Genomic DNA, 18,454 nt, shown 5'->3' with positions numbered 1-18,454 from the left:
TAATAGTCTGTCTTGTCCTTCTTTGCTTCCACAATATTAGACCTGAATCCTTACCTAAATGCTAACAGATAATCTCGTAGCAGGAGATGCGATCGCTCTTTTTTTCCCAACTCTCACAAGTTCCTCAAATTTTTTGCCTAACCTAAAGATTAAGGTGAGCAATTTTGTTGGTAATGACAATTTTGAAAGCACTTGCTAAAAAATCCTGCCTCACTTTTAGCGCTTACAGAGTAAAAAGATTGCGCTCGCTCTTTTTGTCACCTATAAAATTGCTAGCTTTATCTCAATACCGAAACAAATAAATTGTTAGGAGGTATTTATGTGAAAGAATTAGATTCCTATTATAAAAATGAAGGTGGTACATACTTAATTGAAATTCGGCTCAGTAATGTGAGTCAAATATTTAACTCATTTGATCCATCACCATTTTTAGAGAAAGACCTTGATGAAGATGCTGAATCTTACATTGTCCAGTCTGTAAGTGAATTTCCTCTGAAAACTCCTTTAAAACTAGTTTTTTACTTACCCAAACAGGGTCGAGATCAAGAAACACAAATTCTACCTGAAGCTATTCATAACTATTTTGATTACAGGAAGCATAATGCAGCCAGAGAACTTCGTCAGACTCTCCGCCGAGGTCGGATTTCATTGATAATTGGTCTTTTGTTTTTAGGCTTGTGTACCAGTATTAGCAAACTAATTACTTTGTTTAGCGATGGTACATTTGCCAACATTCTCACAGAAGGGCTTTTGATTGTTGGTTGGGTAGCAATGTGGCGACCATTGGAAATTTTTCTTTACGATTGGTGGCCTATTCATCGAACTCAACAGGTTTTTGATAAACTTAGCTCAATAAAAATTGATATTCGCACTGTATAACGGATTCGTCAATGCTGGGAGCGATCGCACTACGAACTTGTGAAATTCTGTATTTATTAAGTGCGATCGCTTAATAGCTGGCTGATGATTTCATCTTTGCCAGATACAAATTTAGCAAAGTGCTGTGCTAAAGGTGGTACAAGCACTAAAGGATTACTGAACCCGGAAAAAATATGAATGCTTGCAAATTCTGGAATCGCACCAATTAAAGGGAGGCTATTAGAACTAAAAGCCACTAAGCAATGATGCCAGGTTCCTGGTAAATTTGCTAATGCTGGTAAAACTTGTCCAATACTTTCTCGCAGCCAATTTTCACTTTCTTGGGAGTCTACTTCCGCATGAGGATCTGTAAGTGTGCGGCTAATTTGACCCAAGCGCAAACTACCATCTTGAAACTGAACGGCACCTGCATCTAAAATTGGCGGTACTGGCTGATTACCTGGTTCATCCCATAACTCATCAACTTGGGTAGATTTAGCTTCTAGTTGAAACCGTTGCAGATTGGCTGGCATAACTAAGGTACTTAATCGCACATCTACAGGTGGAGTTTTAATGATTTCTGCATGGGTGAAATACAGTTTGATGGGAATCCCAACCGATTTTAATAGCTGGCGACTGAGTCCACCTGCACAAATAACTACGTTAGCACTATGGAAAGTAGCAGTATTAGTTTTTACACCATTTGATAGTACTTGCAACACTTGGGATATCTGCATTTCGCCGCCAAAACGTAGAAAAGCCTGAATGTAAGCTTGTGTTGTTTTCTCTGGGTGGATATGACCGTGTTTCACAGTTAAAGCACCTGAAACCGCATCTCGATTTAGCAGTGGTTCTAATTCACAAGCTTCTTTAACAGTGAGTAATCGGGGTGGAATAGCAAAATTAGCATAGTTTGCTGCTACTGCTTTGGGATCGCTAGCAGCTGGAATAGTGAGTAATAAATTCAATTCGCGAAATTCAATATCAGCGTCTAACTCTTGAGATAGGATTTGGTAACGTGCGATCGCTTCTTCAAAGAGTTGACGAGTTAGCGGTGTAGTACCTGACCAATAAGCTAACCCACCATAACTATAGCGAGTTGCGTTGTGTGATGTTTCGTCTTGCTCTAATAACAGTACTGAAAAGCCTGTCTTTGCTAATTCGTAGGAAAGCGCAGCACCTGTAATTCCACCACCAACAACAATCCAGTCGTAAGTCTTCATTAATATGTTGCTTGTAAACGGCTCAACAGATATTTTCCCGCAAGGATGGGAGGATAAATTGGGGAATGATGATTTCGGCAACTTTCAAGACAAGCAATTTCTATATCATCATTAGGATGACAGAAAAAAGCCACAGAATAACGAGACTGTTTCACCCTGTTGTCATTGGGAATCATTACCCGATGCTTAGTTGAGCAAAATACATGATTTGTCCAACGCTGCATTAAATCGCCAGTATTCACTACTACCGTACCAGGAATCGACGGTGCTGCAATCCATTCTCCAGATGCAGTTTGCACTTCTAACCCGCCAATGTCATCTTGGAACAGTAAAGTAATACTGCCATAATCAGAATGCTCACCAGCTCGTATCTGTCCGGGTTGAGGCGTTATTTGTAACGGTGGATAGTGGAGCGATCGCAGAGTATGATTTTGGTGATTGTGTTTGGAAGTAAAAAAATCTTCTGGTAATTCCAACGCCAAAGCTAAAGTTTGTAGCACTGTATTAGCTAGTTTTGTACAAGCTTCATAAAATGTAAGAAAACTAGGGTTTTGACCTGCGACATTTAAAGATAACTCAGGTAAATCTTTCCCTCTATCTTCTTGTTTGCCTATATTAAAGGCTTCTTTCAAATCTCCTGGTTTGTTAGGGTCAAGGCGTTCTCTTTCTATGCCAACATAGCCTGTATTACTAAATTCATCACTCCAAGCTAGCTGCTGCTTCACAGCTAAAGGTAAATTAAAGAAAGATTGACTTTGTGCGAATACTTGCTCTATCAATCCTTGTGATATTCCATAATTTTGCAAGTACATAAAGCCGATTTCATGGCAAGCTTGATAAATTTCTTTAACTATAGTTGACTTTGTTGTATTATCCTGGCTGAAGGCAGCTAAATTAATTATCGGAATTGCAACCATTTTAGGATTAGTTTGTGATTTAGCAGGGGGATAAAGTTTGCTAAAAATTATCCAATTCGAGATTGAAAAACATCAATCCCATTTACATCAACTTTGGGAAGAATATTGTAACTGGTCTAACTTAATATTTACCCATGAATTAGGTATTAGTTTTGATGTATCTCAGTTCTTAGAAAAATACATGAGTCAACTTGAAGAATTTGCGCCACCATCAGGCCGTTTACTTCTGGGAGAGTACGACAATAAAATAGTCGGCTGTGCTTGCTTGCGAAACATTGGTAAGAATATTGGCGAAGTCAAAAGGATGTATGTCAGATCAGAGTTTCAAAGAAAAGGCATAGGACGGTCTTTATTAATAGCTATTATCAATGAAGCTAGCCACATTGGTTACGCAAAATTAAGATTAGATACCGCACCGTTTACCACAGCAGCATTGTCACTTTATCGTTCACTGGGCTTTTATGAAATTGAACCATATTTTGAAAAAACTGAAATTCCTCTAGAATATCGTAATAACTGGGTTTTTATGGAATTGAGTTTAACATCATGAATATCCGTAGCGAAACTATCGCAGACTATCTAGCAATAGCTGAGGTAAATGTACTAGCTTTTGGACAAGAGAATGAGGCTAAGTTAGTTGAGGAAATTCGCAATTCTAACCGTTATATTCCAGAACTTTCCTTAGTTGCAGAAGTTGAAGGTTTAGTGGTTAGTCACATTTTATTCAGCTACATTGACCTGATAGGTGAAGAAACATTACAAGTACTTGGTTTAGCACCTATGGCTGTTCATCCACGTTTTCAAAGACAGGGAATTGGTAGCGCACTAGTAAAAGCTAGTTTAGAAATAGCAGATACGAGAGGAGAAGCTATAGTTATAGTTTTAGGCAATCCCCCATTCTATAGTCGCTTTGGGTTTGAGCCATCAGTTAATTACGAAATCGAGTCTCCCTTCCCAGTTCCAGAAGAGTTTTTCATGGTTAAGCCATTGCAAAGTTATCAGGAAAGGTACAAGGGAAAAGTTGTTTATCCACCAGCTTTTGAGAAAGTGTAATTATTCCTAGACGGTTCAGTCACCAATTTTATTATTCAAAGAAAGAGTTAAATATTAGAATTATCTGGTTACAAAACCTGTATACAATATTGTTATTTAGTTAAGTTTTGCAAAAGATAACTCAATATAGTTACGCTAAGGAGCTTTTTTTGTGGCTATCTTAAAAGCTTTGTCATTAGCCTCGACTAGTGCAGTATTGATTATTGGCGGCATTGGTAAAATAGCTAAAGCTGAAATATCCAATCCTGCGCCTCTATTTAAATATGTCGATACATACAGTACAAAAATATCTGCAAATAATGATATAGCCGATATTTATTTTCCCAAATCATTAGGTAACAAAATAGGTAAACGCTCATTTCCTATTGCTTTGTTATTACAAGGTGCAAATGTAGACAAATCCAATTACTCAAATTTCGCCCGAATAGTAGCTAGCTATGGATTTGTCGTAGTTGTTCCCAACCATCAAGTAAATCGCCCAAAAGTTGGTACAGGTCTTTTCGCTGATACTTCACAAATAGAAGCTGTGTTAGCACAAATGAAGCTAGAAAATAAAAACCCTAATTCGCCTGTTACTAACATTATTAATACAGAAAAACTAGGCTTACTTGGTCACTCTTTAGGAGGTGCTGTAGGACTATCTGCTATTGCAAACCTATGCTTACCTTTTTTATGTCAAGGTTCCTTTAGCCGTCCTAGAGAACTCTTAGCAGGAGCATTTTTTGGTGCAAATCTTCGCAATCAAACTACTCAAAAATTTATCCCTATCAATAATTCCAACATTAAAGTAGCTCTATTACAGGGAACCATTGACAGTATAGCTCTTCCTTTTAGAGCGCAGGCAACTTACGAACAAATTCAAGATCCTCCCAAAACATTAATTAATATTTTGGGTGCGAACCACTATGGCATCACAAATACTAACAATCCTACAGGCGCAAAAGCAGATAAAAATGTACCAATACTTGACCAAAATACATCAATAGAAACTATTGGGCGTTGGAGTGGATTGTTCTTGCGTGCTACTATTTTAAATGACAAATTTGCTTTGAATTATATATATTCTACAGGTGATAGTTTAGATACAAATGTGACTGTTACTAACCAAACTAAGAAGTATACTAAAGAATTTTCTCCAGCCAATAACTGTTCACCCTTATTTAGGTAATATTCATGCGAGTAGAATGTGTTATTGCTCTTGAGTACTGCAACATTAGACTTATTGTAAAAATCTGAATTAAAAAACCACAGATGTAGACACGAAGTGGCTTCCCGTAGGGTACACCGATAAACACAGATATTTATCTGTGTGCATCTGTGTTTATCTGTGGTTCGATATTCAAAAATTTTATTTATACAAGAAGTCTATTGATAATTCAAGGTGCATTATCCTTCGGCATAACACACCCTACTGGACTGACACGACTAAAATCGCGTATTATAAAAATCCATATTATCGGTGTTCATCGGTGGTTCATTTTATTCTCGCTAATGTACTAATTTAGCTGTGTCACATCCCTACATTAAGTTTAGATTTATTCATATATATTAAATTTTTCTTACTACCTTACTTAAACCACGAGTGCTGATACTACACCTTTGGCTTCTAAGACAGATGCAACTTTTAAAATTAACGCTTCATTGTAAGGTGCGGCTATTAATTGCACGCCTAAAGGTAAAACATTTGGGCGCTGAATTGGCACTGAGAATACAGGTAAACCGATAAAAGATAATGGTTGAGTAAATAATCCTAGATGAGGACGAACTAGAATTTCTTGTCCATCTACAATCATAGATTGCTGACCAATTAATGGGGCGGAAATTGGTGTAGTGGGAGCAAGAATTATATCCACATTTTGAAAGATTTCACGGATGCGATCGCGATACCATCTTCTAAACCTTTGAGCTTGTATGTACCACTGACTCGGAATTAACGCCCCAGCTAAAAAGCGATCGCGTGTGGCATGATCAAAATCTTGGGGACGCGATCGCAATTTCTCGAAATGCAGATTTGCCCCTTCAGTGGCTGTAATGATAAATGCTGCTGCCCTAGCGCGGTGCGCCTCTGGTATCGTAACGTACTCATTCACATCTAAAGCACGGGCAACTCGTTCTACTGCTGCTAAAGCTTCCGGTTCCGCACCCTTGACAAAATAATCGCCAGCAATCGCAATTCTGATCCCAGAGATATCTTGATTGAGTTGTGGTAAACATAATTCAGAAGGACGTTTTGTACAAACCGGATCGCGATCGTCTTCTCCTTGCAGTACATCAAAGGCTGTCGCAATATCCCGCACCGAACGCGCAAAGGGGCCAACATGGTCAAAACTGCTAGAAAATAAAGCTACCCCAGCACGAGATAAGCGTCCATAAGTGGGTTTTAAACCAAAAATTCCACAAAAAGCAGCCGGAACGCGAATCGAACCATTAGTATCAGATCCCAGCGTTAACGGCACCAAACCAGCCGCCACCGCCGCCGCCGAACCACCAGATGAACCACCAGCCACGCGCTGTAAATCATGGGGGTTGTGAGTAGCACCATAATGGGCATTTTCCGTCACAAACCCATAGGCGTACTCATCCATATTTAACGCACCAACCAAAACAGCACCAGCCTGCTTCAACTTGGCGACTGCTGTTGCATCTTGGGTAGCTGGAGGATTTTCGGCATTAATTTTCGCACCCGCTAGAGTGGTCAAACCAGCGATATCGTAAAGGTTTTTCGCTGCAAAAGGCACACCAGCCAACGCACCAGGATGATTACCTTGAGCAATTTCGCTGTCAATTCTGGCTGCATCTGCTAAAGCCGTTTCCGCAATCACCGCCGTAAAACAATTCAGTTCACGATCCCGTGCAGCAATTTTGGCTAACGCAGCTTTAGTCACTTCCACCGCGCTAAGTTTACCCTCACGCACAGCCGCGGCTATTGATACAGCATCATTCATAGTTCAAATATGGGTGCAACTTCAATCTCCTCTGGTATGGAGAATTCATTTACCAAGAGAGCGATCGCTTTAATTCTCTCAAAATTTGCCACCACTCCATCACGATACTCATCTCGTAATTGCAAATCTAACAACAACGATATTTGATCGACATACTCACCCACATTAAATTCTTGACTTTCCATCTTTCTTGGCGTTCTCTGCATCTTGGCGGTTCGTTATTATAAATCTACAACCTCTTGTGGCAACTCAAACAAACCATCTTCCCCAGATTCAAAATTAATCACCTGAAACACAGCATCAATATTTAACTCCCCATAAATATGAGGAAATAACTCACCTATTTCCGCCTCCTCATAACGAACTTCAGCTTTAACTTTATCAGCATCAATAAATAGTATTACCAATCCCTTTTGATTAGAGAAAAATCGTTTTGCAACCTTAATTATTTGGCTAGCTTCCGAACAGTGAATAAAACCCTCAGTATCCAGTGAACCAGCGCAATAGCTGCCGAGAATTTTTGCTTTTTCCCATTGTTCCGCTTGCGTAATGTGGAAGATATGCTTCAGCTTATGAAATTTTATCATTTGTTAATATTGATCAAATTTATGGGAAATATAATAACGAACCTTTCAAAAGATTGAAAGAAGTTTTGATATATCACCAGAGTGCAAGTATGAATAACTTTAAATACCTATCTAAAACTCGTCCATTTTGAAACCTGGAGTAGTGCGGGCAAGATGTCCGCTACGAAGAGCAGGGAGCAAGATGTTCCCACTACTTTTAAAACTATGGTTCTCAAAATAGATGTGGTTTATTAAGTGATTATATTTATTAATAAATATGTTCACTCCATACCTTGTTGCTTGAATAATCCCATCAATTTACGCTTACGCCCATGCTCCTGCATTAACTTGGCTTTATAACTAGCCCAATCAGCTTTTCTCCCAGATCCCAAGTAGGCGGCGCGTGCCTTTTTTAACCATTGAACTGCCTCATCATAGTATTCTGCCTTACCTGCATCCATAATCGACTCGGCGCGGTGACAAGCATTAGCAATCACCCAGTCAGGATTGTGAGATATTGCAGCATCCATGACTCGATAAATGAACTCACAATTGTAGGAACGCAGTTCATTCACAATTGCGATCGCATCGTCAATTAAGCCCTCATGTAAGAAAATATCTACCTTGGCTGATTCTGTTTCCCAACCGCCAGAGGTACGGATAATTTGCAGAAGATCTGTTTTAATATTTGCCCAGTTTTCCCCTGCTAATTCTGCCATCTTTTGGTAATCAACAAAGGAAGGTTTGACTTGGAAAGCAGCCTTGAGTGCCGATAAAGCCGCTTCCCCATTTCCTAACTCCTGAGCTAAATCACTTGTCCAAATACCCAATTCATACTGACAATTTCCTGGTAAATTTAAGCCAATTTGGGCAATATCTAGCGCTTCCGACAATGAATCCTGCTGCCCAAAGGTTTTTGCAAGAGCAAAGGCTTCTTCCATTGTGTCCATCTGAGCTTGAGCGGCTGTTATTGCTTCGTCTATTCTGCCTAAACGCCCCAGCATTGTCAGATATTGTTCGGTTTGTCCTTCAGCATCTGCCAAGTACAGGTATTCTTGGTAACGTTCCTGACGTTCCAAAATTTTTAGGCGAATCAATGCCAAATCATCGGCGTAGTCTGGTATTTCTCCTTCCCACACTCCCCTTTCCGGGATGTTACCCTGAAGCACTTCTACTAGAGGCTGATATTCCCAACCTTGGCGCAAAGCTTCGGAAGCTAAGTCAAAGTCAGCATTCCATTCATCCTGCCATGCTTCCAAATTGACTTGGATATCAACTTTTTCTTCTGGGGTAAGTTCAGCAGTGAGAATTGCTTCACACCAAGCCTCATTCAATTCTTGGACAATCTCATAGTTATCAGCACCATAATCTGCCACATCATCCCAGTTTTCTACACAACTAGAAGTAATCGCTTCTAAAATAGCGATCGCATTATTACCATCCCCCCGTTCGCTAAAATCTATGGCGGTTTGCACTACACTGAGCAATTCCTCGCTGATGGGGTCATCATCGTAACCATCTTCCCAAGCACGTACTGCATCTCGGAGAATCAGGCGTACTTTTTGCTTAAAAGGCTTGGAATCGATAGTATGACGACATACAGATTTTCCAGTTTGCTGTTCGATAGGAGGAGTTGTAATCCAGTTAACATGGCGATCAATAGCTTCTATCAATCTGGGATATTCTGCTACCAATTGTTGTATTAACTTTTGAGTTTGTCGCTCATCCAGGTAATCCAGGAGTTGTTGTAAAGTAGGACGTTCCTCTATGCTTTCTGGCTGACGCATACAGACGAGCATAGTTGCCACAATATGCTTACACCAGCCATCGGCATCATAAGGACAAGTGCATTTGACTGAGGTTAATCCCTCACTATTAAAACTGAGGCTAACTTGATAGGGATGAGATTGATTCCCTTCTACTTCTGCCTGAAGTAGATTACCTCGTTGGGTGAGGGATATCACAGCATCCGCCTCATAATATGCCTCACCTCGTTGAAAAGATTTGGCGTTGGCATTTCGGCGGATAGTAAATTCACTTAACTTGGGAATTAACATCGAGCGATCGCTTTCAGAAATCCTGTGCGTGCCAAGATTTTAAACCTTGCTTGGCTATGTAATTAACACGTTGCAAAGAAACTCAACGGTTGGGCAATGGAGAAAAGGAGGACAAGGAAAATAATTTACTGACCTTGCTTATTTTTAATTCAAAGCATAGCAGTTGACCAATCTAAGTATAAAATACAGCGAGTATATAAGTTTGATTATGATACTGAAGATATTCAGTCCCTTTGCCTGCTAGCGTAAATCATAAATTGGAATTAGTAACTCCCGAACCTCAAGGGGGGTTGCACTGATTGCTAGTCAAGTCGAGAATAAATAGGCGGAGCACACGGGGAAACTAACGTGAGTCAGGGATTCGATTACGATTTAGTGATTATAGGCGCTGGTGTAGGTGGACATGGAGCAGCCCTACACGCCGTAAGTTGCGGTCTGAAAACAGCGATTATTGAAGCAGCTGACATGGGGGGAACCTGTGTCAATCGGGGCTGTATTCCCTCAAAAGCCCTGTTGGCGGCATCGGGACGTGTGCGGGACTTACGTAATGCCCACCACCTCAAGTCGTTGGGAATTCAAGTTGGCAGTGTGGAGTTTGATCGGCAGGCGATCGCCAACCATGCTACCAATCTTGTGGCGAAAATCCAAGGCGATTTAACCAACAGCCTCAAGCGTCTGGGAGTTGATATCATTAAGGGTTGGGGAAAACTAGCTGGTACGCAAAAAGTCAGTATTACTGGGGATGGTGGCGAAAAAACCATTACAGCGAAAGACATCATCCTTTCCCCAGGTTCAGTGCCTTTTGTTCCTCCAGGCATTGAAGTAGATGGCAAAACTGTCTTTACTAGTGACCAAGGTGTGAAGTTAGAATCGCTACCAAATTGGGTGGCAATTATTGGCAGTGGCTACATTGGTTTGGAATTTTCCGATATTTACTCGGCTTTGGGCAGTGAAATCACGATGATTGAAGCCCTAGATCAGCTAATGCCGGGATTTGACCGCGATATTGCCAAACTTGCCGAGCGGGTGCTGATTACTCCCCGCGATATCGAAACGAAAGTGGGGATATACGCCAAAAAGGTCATTCCTGGTTCTCCTGTGGTGATTGAGTTAGCAGATTTCAAAACCAAAGAAGATTTAGATGTCATTGAGGTGGATGCTTGTCTAGTAGCTACCGGACGCATTCCAGCCACAAAAAATCTCGGTTTGGAGTCTGTAGATGTGGAACTCGACCGCAGAAATTTTATTCCCGTCGATGACCGCATGGCGGTATTATCATCTGGGGAAGTAGTGCCTCATCTGTGGGCGATTGGTGATGCTAATGGCAAAATGATGTTGGCCCACGCCGCTTCTGCTCAAGGCATTGTCGCAGTAGAAAATATCATTGGACGCCCACGGCAAGTAGATTATCGCAGCATCCCCGCAGCAGCTTTTACCCACCCAGAAGTTAGCTATGTAGGCTTAACAGAAACAGCAGCCAAGGAATTAGGTCAAGCTGAGGGCTTTGAAGTAGCTACCAGTAAGAGTTACTTCAAAGGTAATTCTAAAGCCTTGGCAGAAAATGAAGCAGACGGCATCGCCAAGGTAGTGTATCGCAAAGATACAGGCGAAGTCTTAGGCGTTCATATCTTTGGACTACACGCCTCAGATATCATCCACGAAGCCTCAGCAGCCGTTGCTAACCGCCAATCTGTAAATACCCTCGCTCATTTAGTACACGCCCATCCTACACTTTCAGAAGTGCTGGACGAAGCTTATAAAAGAGCGATCGCTCATTAGTCGTTTGTCCTTTGTTATTGGTCATTAGTCCTTGGTTAATCAATAAGGACTAATGACCAATGACTAATAACTAATGACCACTGACCAATGACCCTTGACTCTGGACAAATATGCAAATCCGTCGCCGTTCGCCTAGTACACCTATTGCTGTTTCTTATTTAAGTTATCAGGTCGCTGTGCCAGGTGCAGAACCAAATAACATTTTGGAGGAAATTGTCTGGCATAAAGAAATAGAAGTTGACCAAATGCGCGAAAGAGTGCCTTTGCGAGAATTGCAAAAGCAGGCACTTACCGCATCGCCAACTCGTGATTTTGTTGGGGCGCTACGACAAGGTAAGACAAAACCAGCGTTAATTGCGGAAGTTAAAAAAGCTTCACCTAGTAAAGGCGTTTTAAGGGAAAATTTTGACCCAGCTGCGATCGCTCTTTCTTATCAACAAGGCGGTGCTAGTTGTCTTTCTGTACTAACAGATGAGAAATTCTTTCAAGGCAGCTTTGACAATTTAGCCAAGGTTCGAGGTGTAGTAGATTTACCCTTGCTGTGTAAAGATTTTATCATTTATCCTTATCAGATGTACTTAGCACGCATTCGGGGGGCAGATGCAGTTTTATTGATTGCCGCAATACTCAGCGATCGAGATTTGCAGTACTTCGTTAAAATTGCCAATTCTCTCAACATGGCAGCTTTAATTGAAGTTCATAGTTTGGCAGAACTTGACCGTGTGTTAGCCTTAGATGGCGTCACTTTAATAGGAATTAACAATCGCAATTTAGAAAATTTTTCTGTAGACTTGCAAACAACTTGTCAACTACTGGCAACAAGAGGTCAGCAGTTGCAAGAACGGAACATCTTGGTTGTCAGCGAGTCAGGATTACATAAAGCAGATGATTTAAGTTTAGTATCAACAGCTGGCGCATCTGCTGTGCTTATTGGTGAGTCTTTAGTAAAACAATCAGATCCAGAGTTAGCAATTGCCAATCTCTTTGCTAAATTTTTATAGCCTAACCTATCTAAGGCTTCAGCAAATACTAGTTGCCTATGTAACAATTTAGTTAGTAACAAAAAACCTTGGCTTATCCAAAAATCCCTTATTTAAAAAACCAATCAATTTCATGGAGCAAATTCCTCTGCCCTCACCTATCCACTACGAACTTATACTGCAACTTTTAGAAAGACAAACGATGTCAGCAGTAAGTCAAAATCCGGATTTGCGGCATCAGGTGAATCAGCTAATTATTACTCTGCGTAAAGCAGCTGTCCAACAAAAGCACCTGGAAGAAATTTGCCAGTTTTCCTCTGTAGCGATTGATCATCGTTGGTCAATCAACCATCATGCGGAAAAAGCTGTTGCTCCTGAATAGCAACTCTTGAGCAGGTGAGGAAAGAGGTTCACTCCTCTTTACTCCCCAAAAAACCATACTTAACTGTTTCCAATCGCAAGGCTCAAGCCTTAGTTGCAGTCATTTTTCATTGTGACAAATTGATGGCTCAAAAGCTTATCCACTAACTCTTTCACAATCCAAATTCCAAAATTTAAAATCTAAAATTACTATACGTGATGAGGATTGTTCTGTCTTGGCAGCACTTACCACTCATAACTAAATCAAAAGAGCGAGTTAAATATTCAACTCGCTCTTTTAGTTTCAAAGTAAACAAATAGTTAGGGTAAAAGTTTGTTTCCTTCTCTATTAGCCTTTGCGATCGGCATAATTGATTTGACATACCTCGATTCTCCTACATGAGCTATTCATATCTATGCCGTCTCCAGCCAATCATAAATTTGCTCTAGCTGATCGAGAGTAATCAAACCATACTGCCAAAGTATCATAGGTAAAGGGCCTGGATCTTGCTCTCTATGCCGCAACGCCACGGACAAAGAAGCTGTAGAAATTGCCAAATCTTCTTGCAAAAAATGAATCAGCCGAGAATACTTTGATGGTGACATTTGTATCTCACCTCCTTGTGCAGAGTGTATTGTCATATATCAGTTCGCCATTTCTCAGTAGCCATTAGCCAGTATCTTATCTGTCACTATGGCATTAATACTTAAATACCACAGCAAATTTTGTCTAAATTTACCTTAAAGAAATTGCTCTGATTGAGAGAAGAGGAAAAGTTCAACTCTCGAGCTAATTGCCTGATAAATGCTCCAGCAGCACTTTTCTCAGGTCAAATTGGTTTCATTTTTAGTAAAGGTAGTAAATTATTTAATTAGACATGTGGTAACAAATATTCCTTAGCTTATAGTCTCTTATTAGCGACTATTTACACGTACGCCAAAAGGAAGATCTTTGAGGGATAAACCTTAAAGCTCTGATTCTACCGTGGGGAAAGAAGAGCTTCCAATAATTGGCAATCTATTCAATAATCGCTTTGTGATCGCATATTATACCAGATTACGTGATATTTTTTTTACATCTACATTATTTATTTAGATTTTTCAATCGGTTAAAAAAAGGACTAAAAACTTTTATTTCTAAGTAAATATCCTGATTATAAGACATTAATTTTGATACTATCCCCAACCTTTAACTTTAATTCAGTAGCTCGTCCAGATCGCAGTTCAATTACTGTATCAATAAGTGTGCTGGGACCGTATGTAGGGCAAGGTTCCTTCGTGCAGGGAGGAGTAGAAGTTTGGATATACTTGACAACCCCATTTTGCATAAAGACTATATCTAGCGGGATGAGCGTATTCTTCATCCAAAACCTAACTGGTTGTGCTGAAGGAAACTTAAACAACATCCCTTGGTTATCTGGCAAGGATGTCCGATACATCAAACCTATTTCCTGCTGTTTCGGGGTTTGTGCCACTTCCAACTGTACTTTAGTGCCATTAGGAACAATAGCTTCGGCAGAAATCGGTAGTTTTTGACCAGCTGATACTGGTGCTTGAGCTTGAGAATCAGATGTGGCCGTAGGAGGTTTAGCTGTAGTCGGTGGAGAACAGCCCATCAGCAAAACACTCAGCAATATTGAAAACAAACTAAGTCCACGCAACATAAAAGTACCAATTTTGTAATTGAGATTTCGATTTTACAAAATATTAAGCAAGAAAGCTCACAATTTATAGCAGATTTGCTGGAATAAAGTACATAAAACTTTTAACAACGAACCAAACTCTTACTCCTTAACTGTTCAGGCTTTTTCAACTCCAAGTTATATTGCACTCAACTGTCACAATATACTCGTTCAATCAAGAATCCCACCTTTTTAGGGGTGGGATTGCCGAATAATTGCTCTGTAGTCTTTGTTACTCCTGCCATTGGCTTTTAAGATTCTCTTAAAACGTACCCTACTCCTCTGACTGTTTGAATGAGACGCTTTTGTCCTTCATCTTCGATTTTTAAGCGTAAGTAACGAATGTACACTTCAATCACATTTGATTCACCCATAAAGTCGTAACCCCACACATTTTCGAGAATTTGTTCGCGGGTTAACACTTCACGAGGATGTTCCATCAAGAATTTTAAAAGTTCAAATTCTTTCATGGTTAAGTCAATTATCCGTCCGTTATGTATAGCACGACGAGTTGCTATGTCTAAGACTAAATCTCCAAAACGTAACTGTTCTGTGGTGTCGATATCGGGTTTTAAGTAGAGACGAATCAACTTTAAAAAGTCTTCTGAGCGATAAGGCTTAAGAATGTAGTCATCGGCTCCAGCTTCTAGACAAGCTACCCGATCATCAACTGTATCCCGTGCCATCAACACTAGTACAGGAGAGCGCATACCAGCGTTTCTAAGATTTTTGCACAATGAGAGTCCTGATTCGCCTGCCAGCATCCTGTCTAGAACAATTAAAGCTGGTTGGCGATCGCGACTGTATTGTAAACCGCTGATGGCATCATGAGCCAAAATCGAGTCATAGCCAGCCTCTTGCAAATCAAAAGAAAGCTGACTGGCTAAGCTTTCATCGGTTTCAATTACCAAAACACAAGGACTGTGAGCAACTGTCATATCAATATTGCGATGTTAAGTGCAGTAGTTTGGATTGTACTAACGTACATAAACTAGAGATGTAATTTACAAGTTTTTGATGTTGAATCCTGACTTTATCCCAAAAGTTACCATTCTAGGCAAGGCTGCGCTCAGAATGAAGATCAGTTATGTATCTGACTGTAACTTGGTATGATATGCCGTTTCAGATGTTTTAGCACTTACAGGTATTACCCATCAAATTAAGCAGATGCAATTTTAACCACTAGTTCCAAATACTATGACCACACCAGCAATTCTGGAAGGAAATTACCCAAAAAAGCAAAAGGCAAAAGTCACAAGATCAGGCTGTAAGGGTTTAGTCCAGAGTTCTGAACTAATGATCAATGACCAATAACTAATGACTGTCTAAGGTAATTCTACAGAAGTGGGTTTGGCAATATGTGGCAGACCCCAGCCTAATTTTTCTCGCAAAATCCGAAAAAATTCTGGTGGTTGCAGACGAATAAACCGGGCACTATATTGCGATCGCTCTAAATGTACCCGATCCTCTGGTAGAACATAACACCCCCCATTGCCATCTACGACCATTACTAACCGAGGAATATTAACTGGGTAGATGTTGACTGGTTCTGTATCTGGAAATACTAATGCCCTGGAAGCTAAGGAATGGGGACAAATGGGCACTAGTTGTAATGCGGGTACACCTGGGATAACTACTGGACCGCCAGCACTCAAAGAATAAGCTGTTGAACCAGTTGGTGTGGAAACAATCACACCATCCGCCGCTATATCAACTGGCGCGTGACGCCCTACAGCAATTTCAAAATGGCACATAGAGGTCAATGGTTCCCGGTGCAGTACCATTTCATTGAGACATAGTGCTTCCCAAAGTACTGATTCTCCACGCAGCACTTTGACGGTAAGCATGGCTCGTTCTTCAATTTCATAGTCACCCGTCATCACCTGTTCCATAGCTTGGGGCAGTTGATTTAGGTAAGCTTCCGTCAAAAACCCCATGTGACCAGTATTCACTGTTAATAGTGGAATACCGTAGGGGGCTACCTGACGAGACGCTGCCAAAACAGTGCCGTCTCCCCCTAATACCACGGCAAATTCCATGTCTGATTCAAACCCAGGTGGCGTCAGACCATCAATTGGGGTGTGGCATACGGGACTTTCTGGATTAGAGTAGCCAAGTATGCCACCGATACTAGTTGTGATGCATACATTCCAACCGGCAGCGGTTAGCTTGTCTTTTAGTTCGATAGCGATGCGAGTCGCTATCGGTTTAAGGTCATTGTAGATAATGCCTGCTTTCGGCACATTCAAATATCCAAGTTTAGGCGACGCTCTGTATTATGCTAATCCTTACACATTTTTGACAACGTAGTCATGTGTTTAAAGTCAAAAGTCCACAGTCTGATGACTATTGACCATTGACTCTTGATTCTTGACTATTAATTTTTGAAGGTTGTTTAAAAGGTGTTTTTTTAGATTTCTGCTTTTTGGTTTTATTTTTCTCGTAGTCTAGCTCTTTAAGTTTTTTCATAATTCGGCTGAAGTACTCTTGCAGGTAGCTTTCTAGGGTGGTGGTTTGTTGTGGATCTATCCCAAAGACTTGGTATACCCCATCCATTGAGGCATTCAGAGGTTTACCACTAGCTAGGACTTCTGTAAATGCTAGTCTGTCTGCTACATTCCATCCCCACTGGAAAAACCTGAGAAAACCCCGCACGGTACGCAGTAAGTTGATCGGCATACGGGTGACTCTGGCGTCTTTTCCGGATAGACGTTCGCACACACTAATGATGTCCTCTGCACTCCAAGCACGAGTACCCACTACTGGGAAGGATTGTTTTTCTGTTTCTGGTACACTCAAGGCCCGAATCGCAAACTTAGCAATATCCAGAGTATCCATGTAGGCAACAGGAGAAGACTCACCAGTCACCCAAACCGGCTGGTTTTCCAAAATCGGAATTCCGTATTGACCGATTAACCCTTGCATAAAGCCAGCTAGGCGTAAGATGGTGTAATTCAAGCCAGATTCAGCTAGAAACAGTTCTGTACACCGCTTAATTTCCATCAAGGGTACTTCTGGGTACTTATCAGCTTCCAGTATTGAAAAGAAAATAAAACGTTCTACACCAGCAGCCTTCGCCGCTTGGATTAATGCTACCTTGCCATCCCAGTCCACCTGTTTGATACTTAGCGAATCTGTTGGACGAGATGTTGCTGCATCAATAATTGCGGTTACACCTTCCAGCGCTCTTGGAAGGGTTTGTGGGTAACATAAATCTCCTGATACTAGTTCTGCACCCCACTCTTTAAGAAAAGCAGCTTTTTTGGTACTCCGGACAAGACAGCGTACCTTATACCCCTCATCGATAGCACGACGAGCCACTTGTCTTCCTAAGGTGCCAGTGGCACCGACGATTAATAATGTCATGAGGGTTGTAACAATTTTTAAATTTATATGAAAAGAATTTTAACAGAATAGCCAACTAAACAAAAGTTTACATTTATTTTCAGAATTAATCCAAGATAACTTGGAAAAAAAGCGTTGTCCGAAAACCGGACAAGCTATTTCTTTAGAGAGACGAAAGCCTTTGGCTTCTGAAAATCGGTTGCTTTGAAGATTTATTCTTCTGCACCCTGAATTTTCAGTAACAAAGCACCTATGGCCCAACCCACGAAGATTAAACCGAAGGACAACAGAGCTGCATTCAAAATTTCGCCGCCCATTGGTGTGATTCTCCTTAGCGAATGGTTTACTTGATACTTATCGCCGCTAAACCTGTTTGCATTTGGTGGCTAACGGCGGATTCTAAAGGTCACCCTTTAGCTTGCCTGTTTTTTTGATCTGCTTAATTTAGACTAGACTTTACTGCTCTAATCTCATTTTGCCAATCCGAAAACCCAGGTATTTTAGTTGTACGTTCACCAAGTGCCTGAGGCAGTTCAGGTAAACTAGGACTACTAGGAGCTTCTTAGCAGCCACTTTTGTATTAGACCAGTGTAAATAATTTTAAACCAGTTTGGTGGTCAAACCCTACTATTGCCAGATGGAGAGAGGGTTATAGGGGTGAAAGCTGACAACAAAACTATAAATTAATT

General features: G+C 40.8%; 19 protein-coding genes. 7 read left to right on the top strand and 12 right to left on the bottom strand.

Annotation, left to right across the window (positions count from 1 at the left end):
• Positions 1-321 precede the first annotated feature (321 nt).
• Entirely contained in the window at positions 322-879 is a 558-nt protein-coding gene (locus tag BV375_RS26270; RefSeq protein WP_086765933.1) for a hypothetical protein, read from the top strand.
• Between the two features lie 56 nt (positions 880-935).
• Here the strand turns inward: BV375_RS26270 and BV375_RS26265 are convergent, their stop codons facing one another.
• Both BV375_RS26265 and BV375_RS26260 read right to left on the bottom strand, forming a co-directional pair.
• Complete coding sequence (locus BV375_RS26265) at positions 936-2,081, bottom strand: FAD-binding oxidoreductase (RefSeq protein WP_086765931.1); 1,146 nt, start codon at positions 2,079-2,081, stop codon at positions 936-938.
• A complete protein-coding gene (locus BV375_RS26260; protein ID WP_086765929.1) occupies positions 2,081-2,998 on the bottom strand; it encodes a 2-oxoglutarate and iron-dependent oxygenase domain-containing protein in 918 nt (305 codons plus the stop codon). Before BV375_RS26260 ends, BV375_RS26265 begins: the two co-directional genes overlap by 1 nt.
• Positions 2,999-3,035: 37 nt before the next feature.
• On the opposite strand from BV375_RS26260, the gene BV375_RS26255 reads away from it, so the two are divergent.
• The 3 genes from BV375_RS26255 to BV375_RS26245 all read left to right on the top strand — a co-directional run bounded on the left by BV375_RS26255 (position 3,036) and on the right by BV375_RS26245 (position 5,219).
• A complete protein-coding gene (locus BV375_RS26255) occupies positions 3,036-3,548 on the top strand; it encodes a GNAT family N-acetyltransferase (protein ID WP_086765927.1) in 513 nt (170 codons plus the stop codon).
• Entirely contained in the window at positions 3,545-4,051 is a 507-nt protein-coding gene (locus BV375_RS26250) for an N-acetyltransferase (protein WP_086765925.1), read from the top strand. The genes BV375_RS26255 and BV375_RS26250 overlap by 4 nt, the downstream gene beginning before the upstream one ends.
• 151 nt (positions 4,052-4,202) lie before the next feature.
• Positions 4,203-5,219, top strand: a complete 1,017-nt coding sequence (locus tag BV375_RS26245; RefSeq protein WP_086765923.1) for an alpha/beta hydrolase — start codon at positions 4,203-4,205, stop codon at positions 5,217-5,219.
• Positions 5,220-5,622: 403 nt separating this feature from the next.
• On the opposite strand, the gene BV375_RS26240 is transcribed toward BV375_RS26245, so the two are convergent.
• The 4 genes from BV375_RS26240 to BV375_RS26225 all read right to left on the bottom strand — a co-directional run bounded on the left by BV375_RS26240 (position 5,623) and on the right by BV375_RS26225 (position 9,619).
• Positions 5,623-6,996 (bottom strand): AtzE family amidohydrolase, encoded by a 1,374-nt coding sequence (locus tag BV375_RS26240; protein ID WP_086765920.1) that lies wholly within the window; start codon positions 6,994-6,996, stop codon positions 5,623-5,625.
• Positions 6,993-7,181 (bottom strand): DUF4089 domain-containing protein, encoded by a 189-nt coding sequence (locus BV375_RS26235; RefSeq protein WP_086765918.1) that lies wholly within the window; start codon positions 7,179-7,181, stop codon positions 6,993-6,995. Before BV375_RS26235 ends, BV375_RS26240 begins: the two co-directional genes overlap by 4 nt.
• A 36-nt stretch (positions 7,182-7,217) precedes the next feature.
• On the bottom strand, positions 7,218-7,565 hold the full coding sequence (locus tag BV375_RS26230) for a DUF952 domain-containing protein (RefSeq protein WP_208099193.1): 348 nt from the start codon (positions 7,563-7,565) through the stop codon (positions 7,218-7,220).
• 278 nt (positions 7,566-7,843) lie between these two features.
• The gene (locus BV375_RS26225) at positions 7,844-9,619 is read right to left on the bottom strand and encodes an SWIM zinc finger family protein (RefSeq protein WP_143842220.1); all 1,776 of its coding nucleotides are present in this window, start codon (positions 9,617-9,619) and stop codon (positions 7,844-7,846) included.
• 348 nt (positions 9,620-9,967) lie between these two features.
• On the opposite strand from BV375_RS26225, the gene lpdA reads away from it, so the two are divergent.
• The 3 genes from lpdA (at position 9,968) to BV375_RS26210 (ending at position 12,760) form a co-directional block, all read left to right on the top strand.
• A complete protein-coding gene (lpdA, locus tag BV375_RS26220; RefSeq protein WP_086765912.1) occupies positions 9,968-11,398 on the top strand; it encodes a dihydrolipoyl dehydrogenase in 1,431 nt (476 codons plus the stop codon).
• Positions 11,399-11,508: 110 nt separating this feature from the next.
• Positions 11,509-12,399, top strand: a complete 891-nt coding sequence (trpC, locus tag BV375_RS26215) for an indole-3-glycerol phosphate synthase TrpC (RefSeq protein WP_086765910.1) — start codon at positions 11,509-11,511, stop codon at positions 12,397-12,399.
• A gap of 112 nt (positions 12,400-12,511) precedes the next feature.
• On the top strand, positions 12,512-12,760 hold the full coding sequence (locus BV375_RS26210) for a DUF5340 domain-containing protein (protein ID WP_086765908.1): 249 nt from the start codon (positions 12,512-12,514) through the stop codon (positions 12,758-12,760).
• A gap of 392 nt (positions 12,761-13,152) precedes the next feature.
• Here BV375_RS26210 and BV375_RS26205 read toward each other — a convergent pair whose 3' ends face one another.
• From BV375_RS26205 to BV375_RS26180, 6 genes are all read right to left on the bottom strand, one after another.
• Positions 13,153-13,380: a DUF2949 domain-containing protein gene (locus BV375_RS26205; protein ID WP_086685427.1), complete on the bottom strand. Its 228-nt coding sequence runs from the start codon at positions 13,378-13,380 to the stop codon at positions 13,153-13,155.
• A 512-nt stretch (positions 13,381-13,892) separates the two neighbouring features.
• A complete protein-coding gene (locus BV375_RS26200) occupies positions 13,893-14,402 on the bottom strand; it encodes a DUF192 domain-containing protein (protein ID WP_086765906.1) in 510 nt (169 codons plus the stop codon).
• A 269-nt stretch (positions 14,403-14,671) separates the two neighbouring features.
• Entirely contained in the window at positions 14,672-15,358 is a 687-nt protein-coding gene (gene nblR, locus BV375_RS26195; RefSeq protein ID WP_086765904.1) for a response regulator transcription factor NblR, read from the bottom strand.
• A gap of 387 nt (positions 15,359-15,745) precedes the next feature.
• Positions 15,746-16,663 (bottom strand): NAD(+) kinase, encoded by a 918-nt coding sequence (locus BV375_RS26190; protein ID WP_086765902.1) that lies wholly within the window; start codon positions 16,661-16,663, stop codon positions 15,746-15,748.
• 103 nt (positions 16,664-16,766) lie between these two features.
• A complete protein-coding gene (locus BV375_RS26185) occupies positions 16,767-17,786 on the bottom strand; it encodes an SDR family oxidoreductase (protein ID WP_086765900.1) in 1,020 nt (339 codons plus the stop codon).
• A 191-nt stretch (positions 17,787-17,977) separates the two neighbouring features.
• On the bottom strand, positions 17,978-18,082 hold the full coding sequence (locus BV375_RS26180) for a PetM family cytochrome b6-f complex subunit 7 (RefSeq protein WP_086765898.1): 105 nt from the start codon (positions 18,080-18,082) through the stop codon (positions 17,978-17,980).
• Positions 18,083-18,454 lie beyond the last annotated feature (372 nt).

The sequence above is a fragment of the Nostoc sp. 106C genome (assembly GCF_002154725.1).
Lineage (GTDB): Bacteria > Cyanobacteriota > Cyanobacteriia > Cyanobacteriales > Nostocaceae > Aulosira.
The sequence above is the reverse complement of the archived record's forward strand: the minus strand, read 5'-3'. Positions and strand labels throughout refer to the sequence as shown.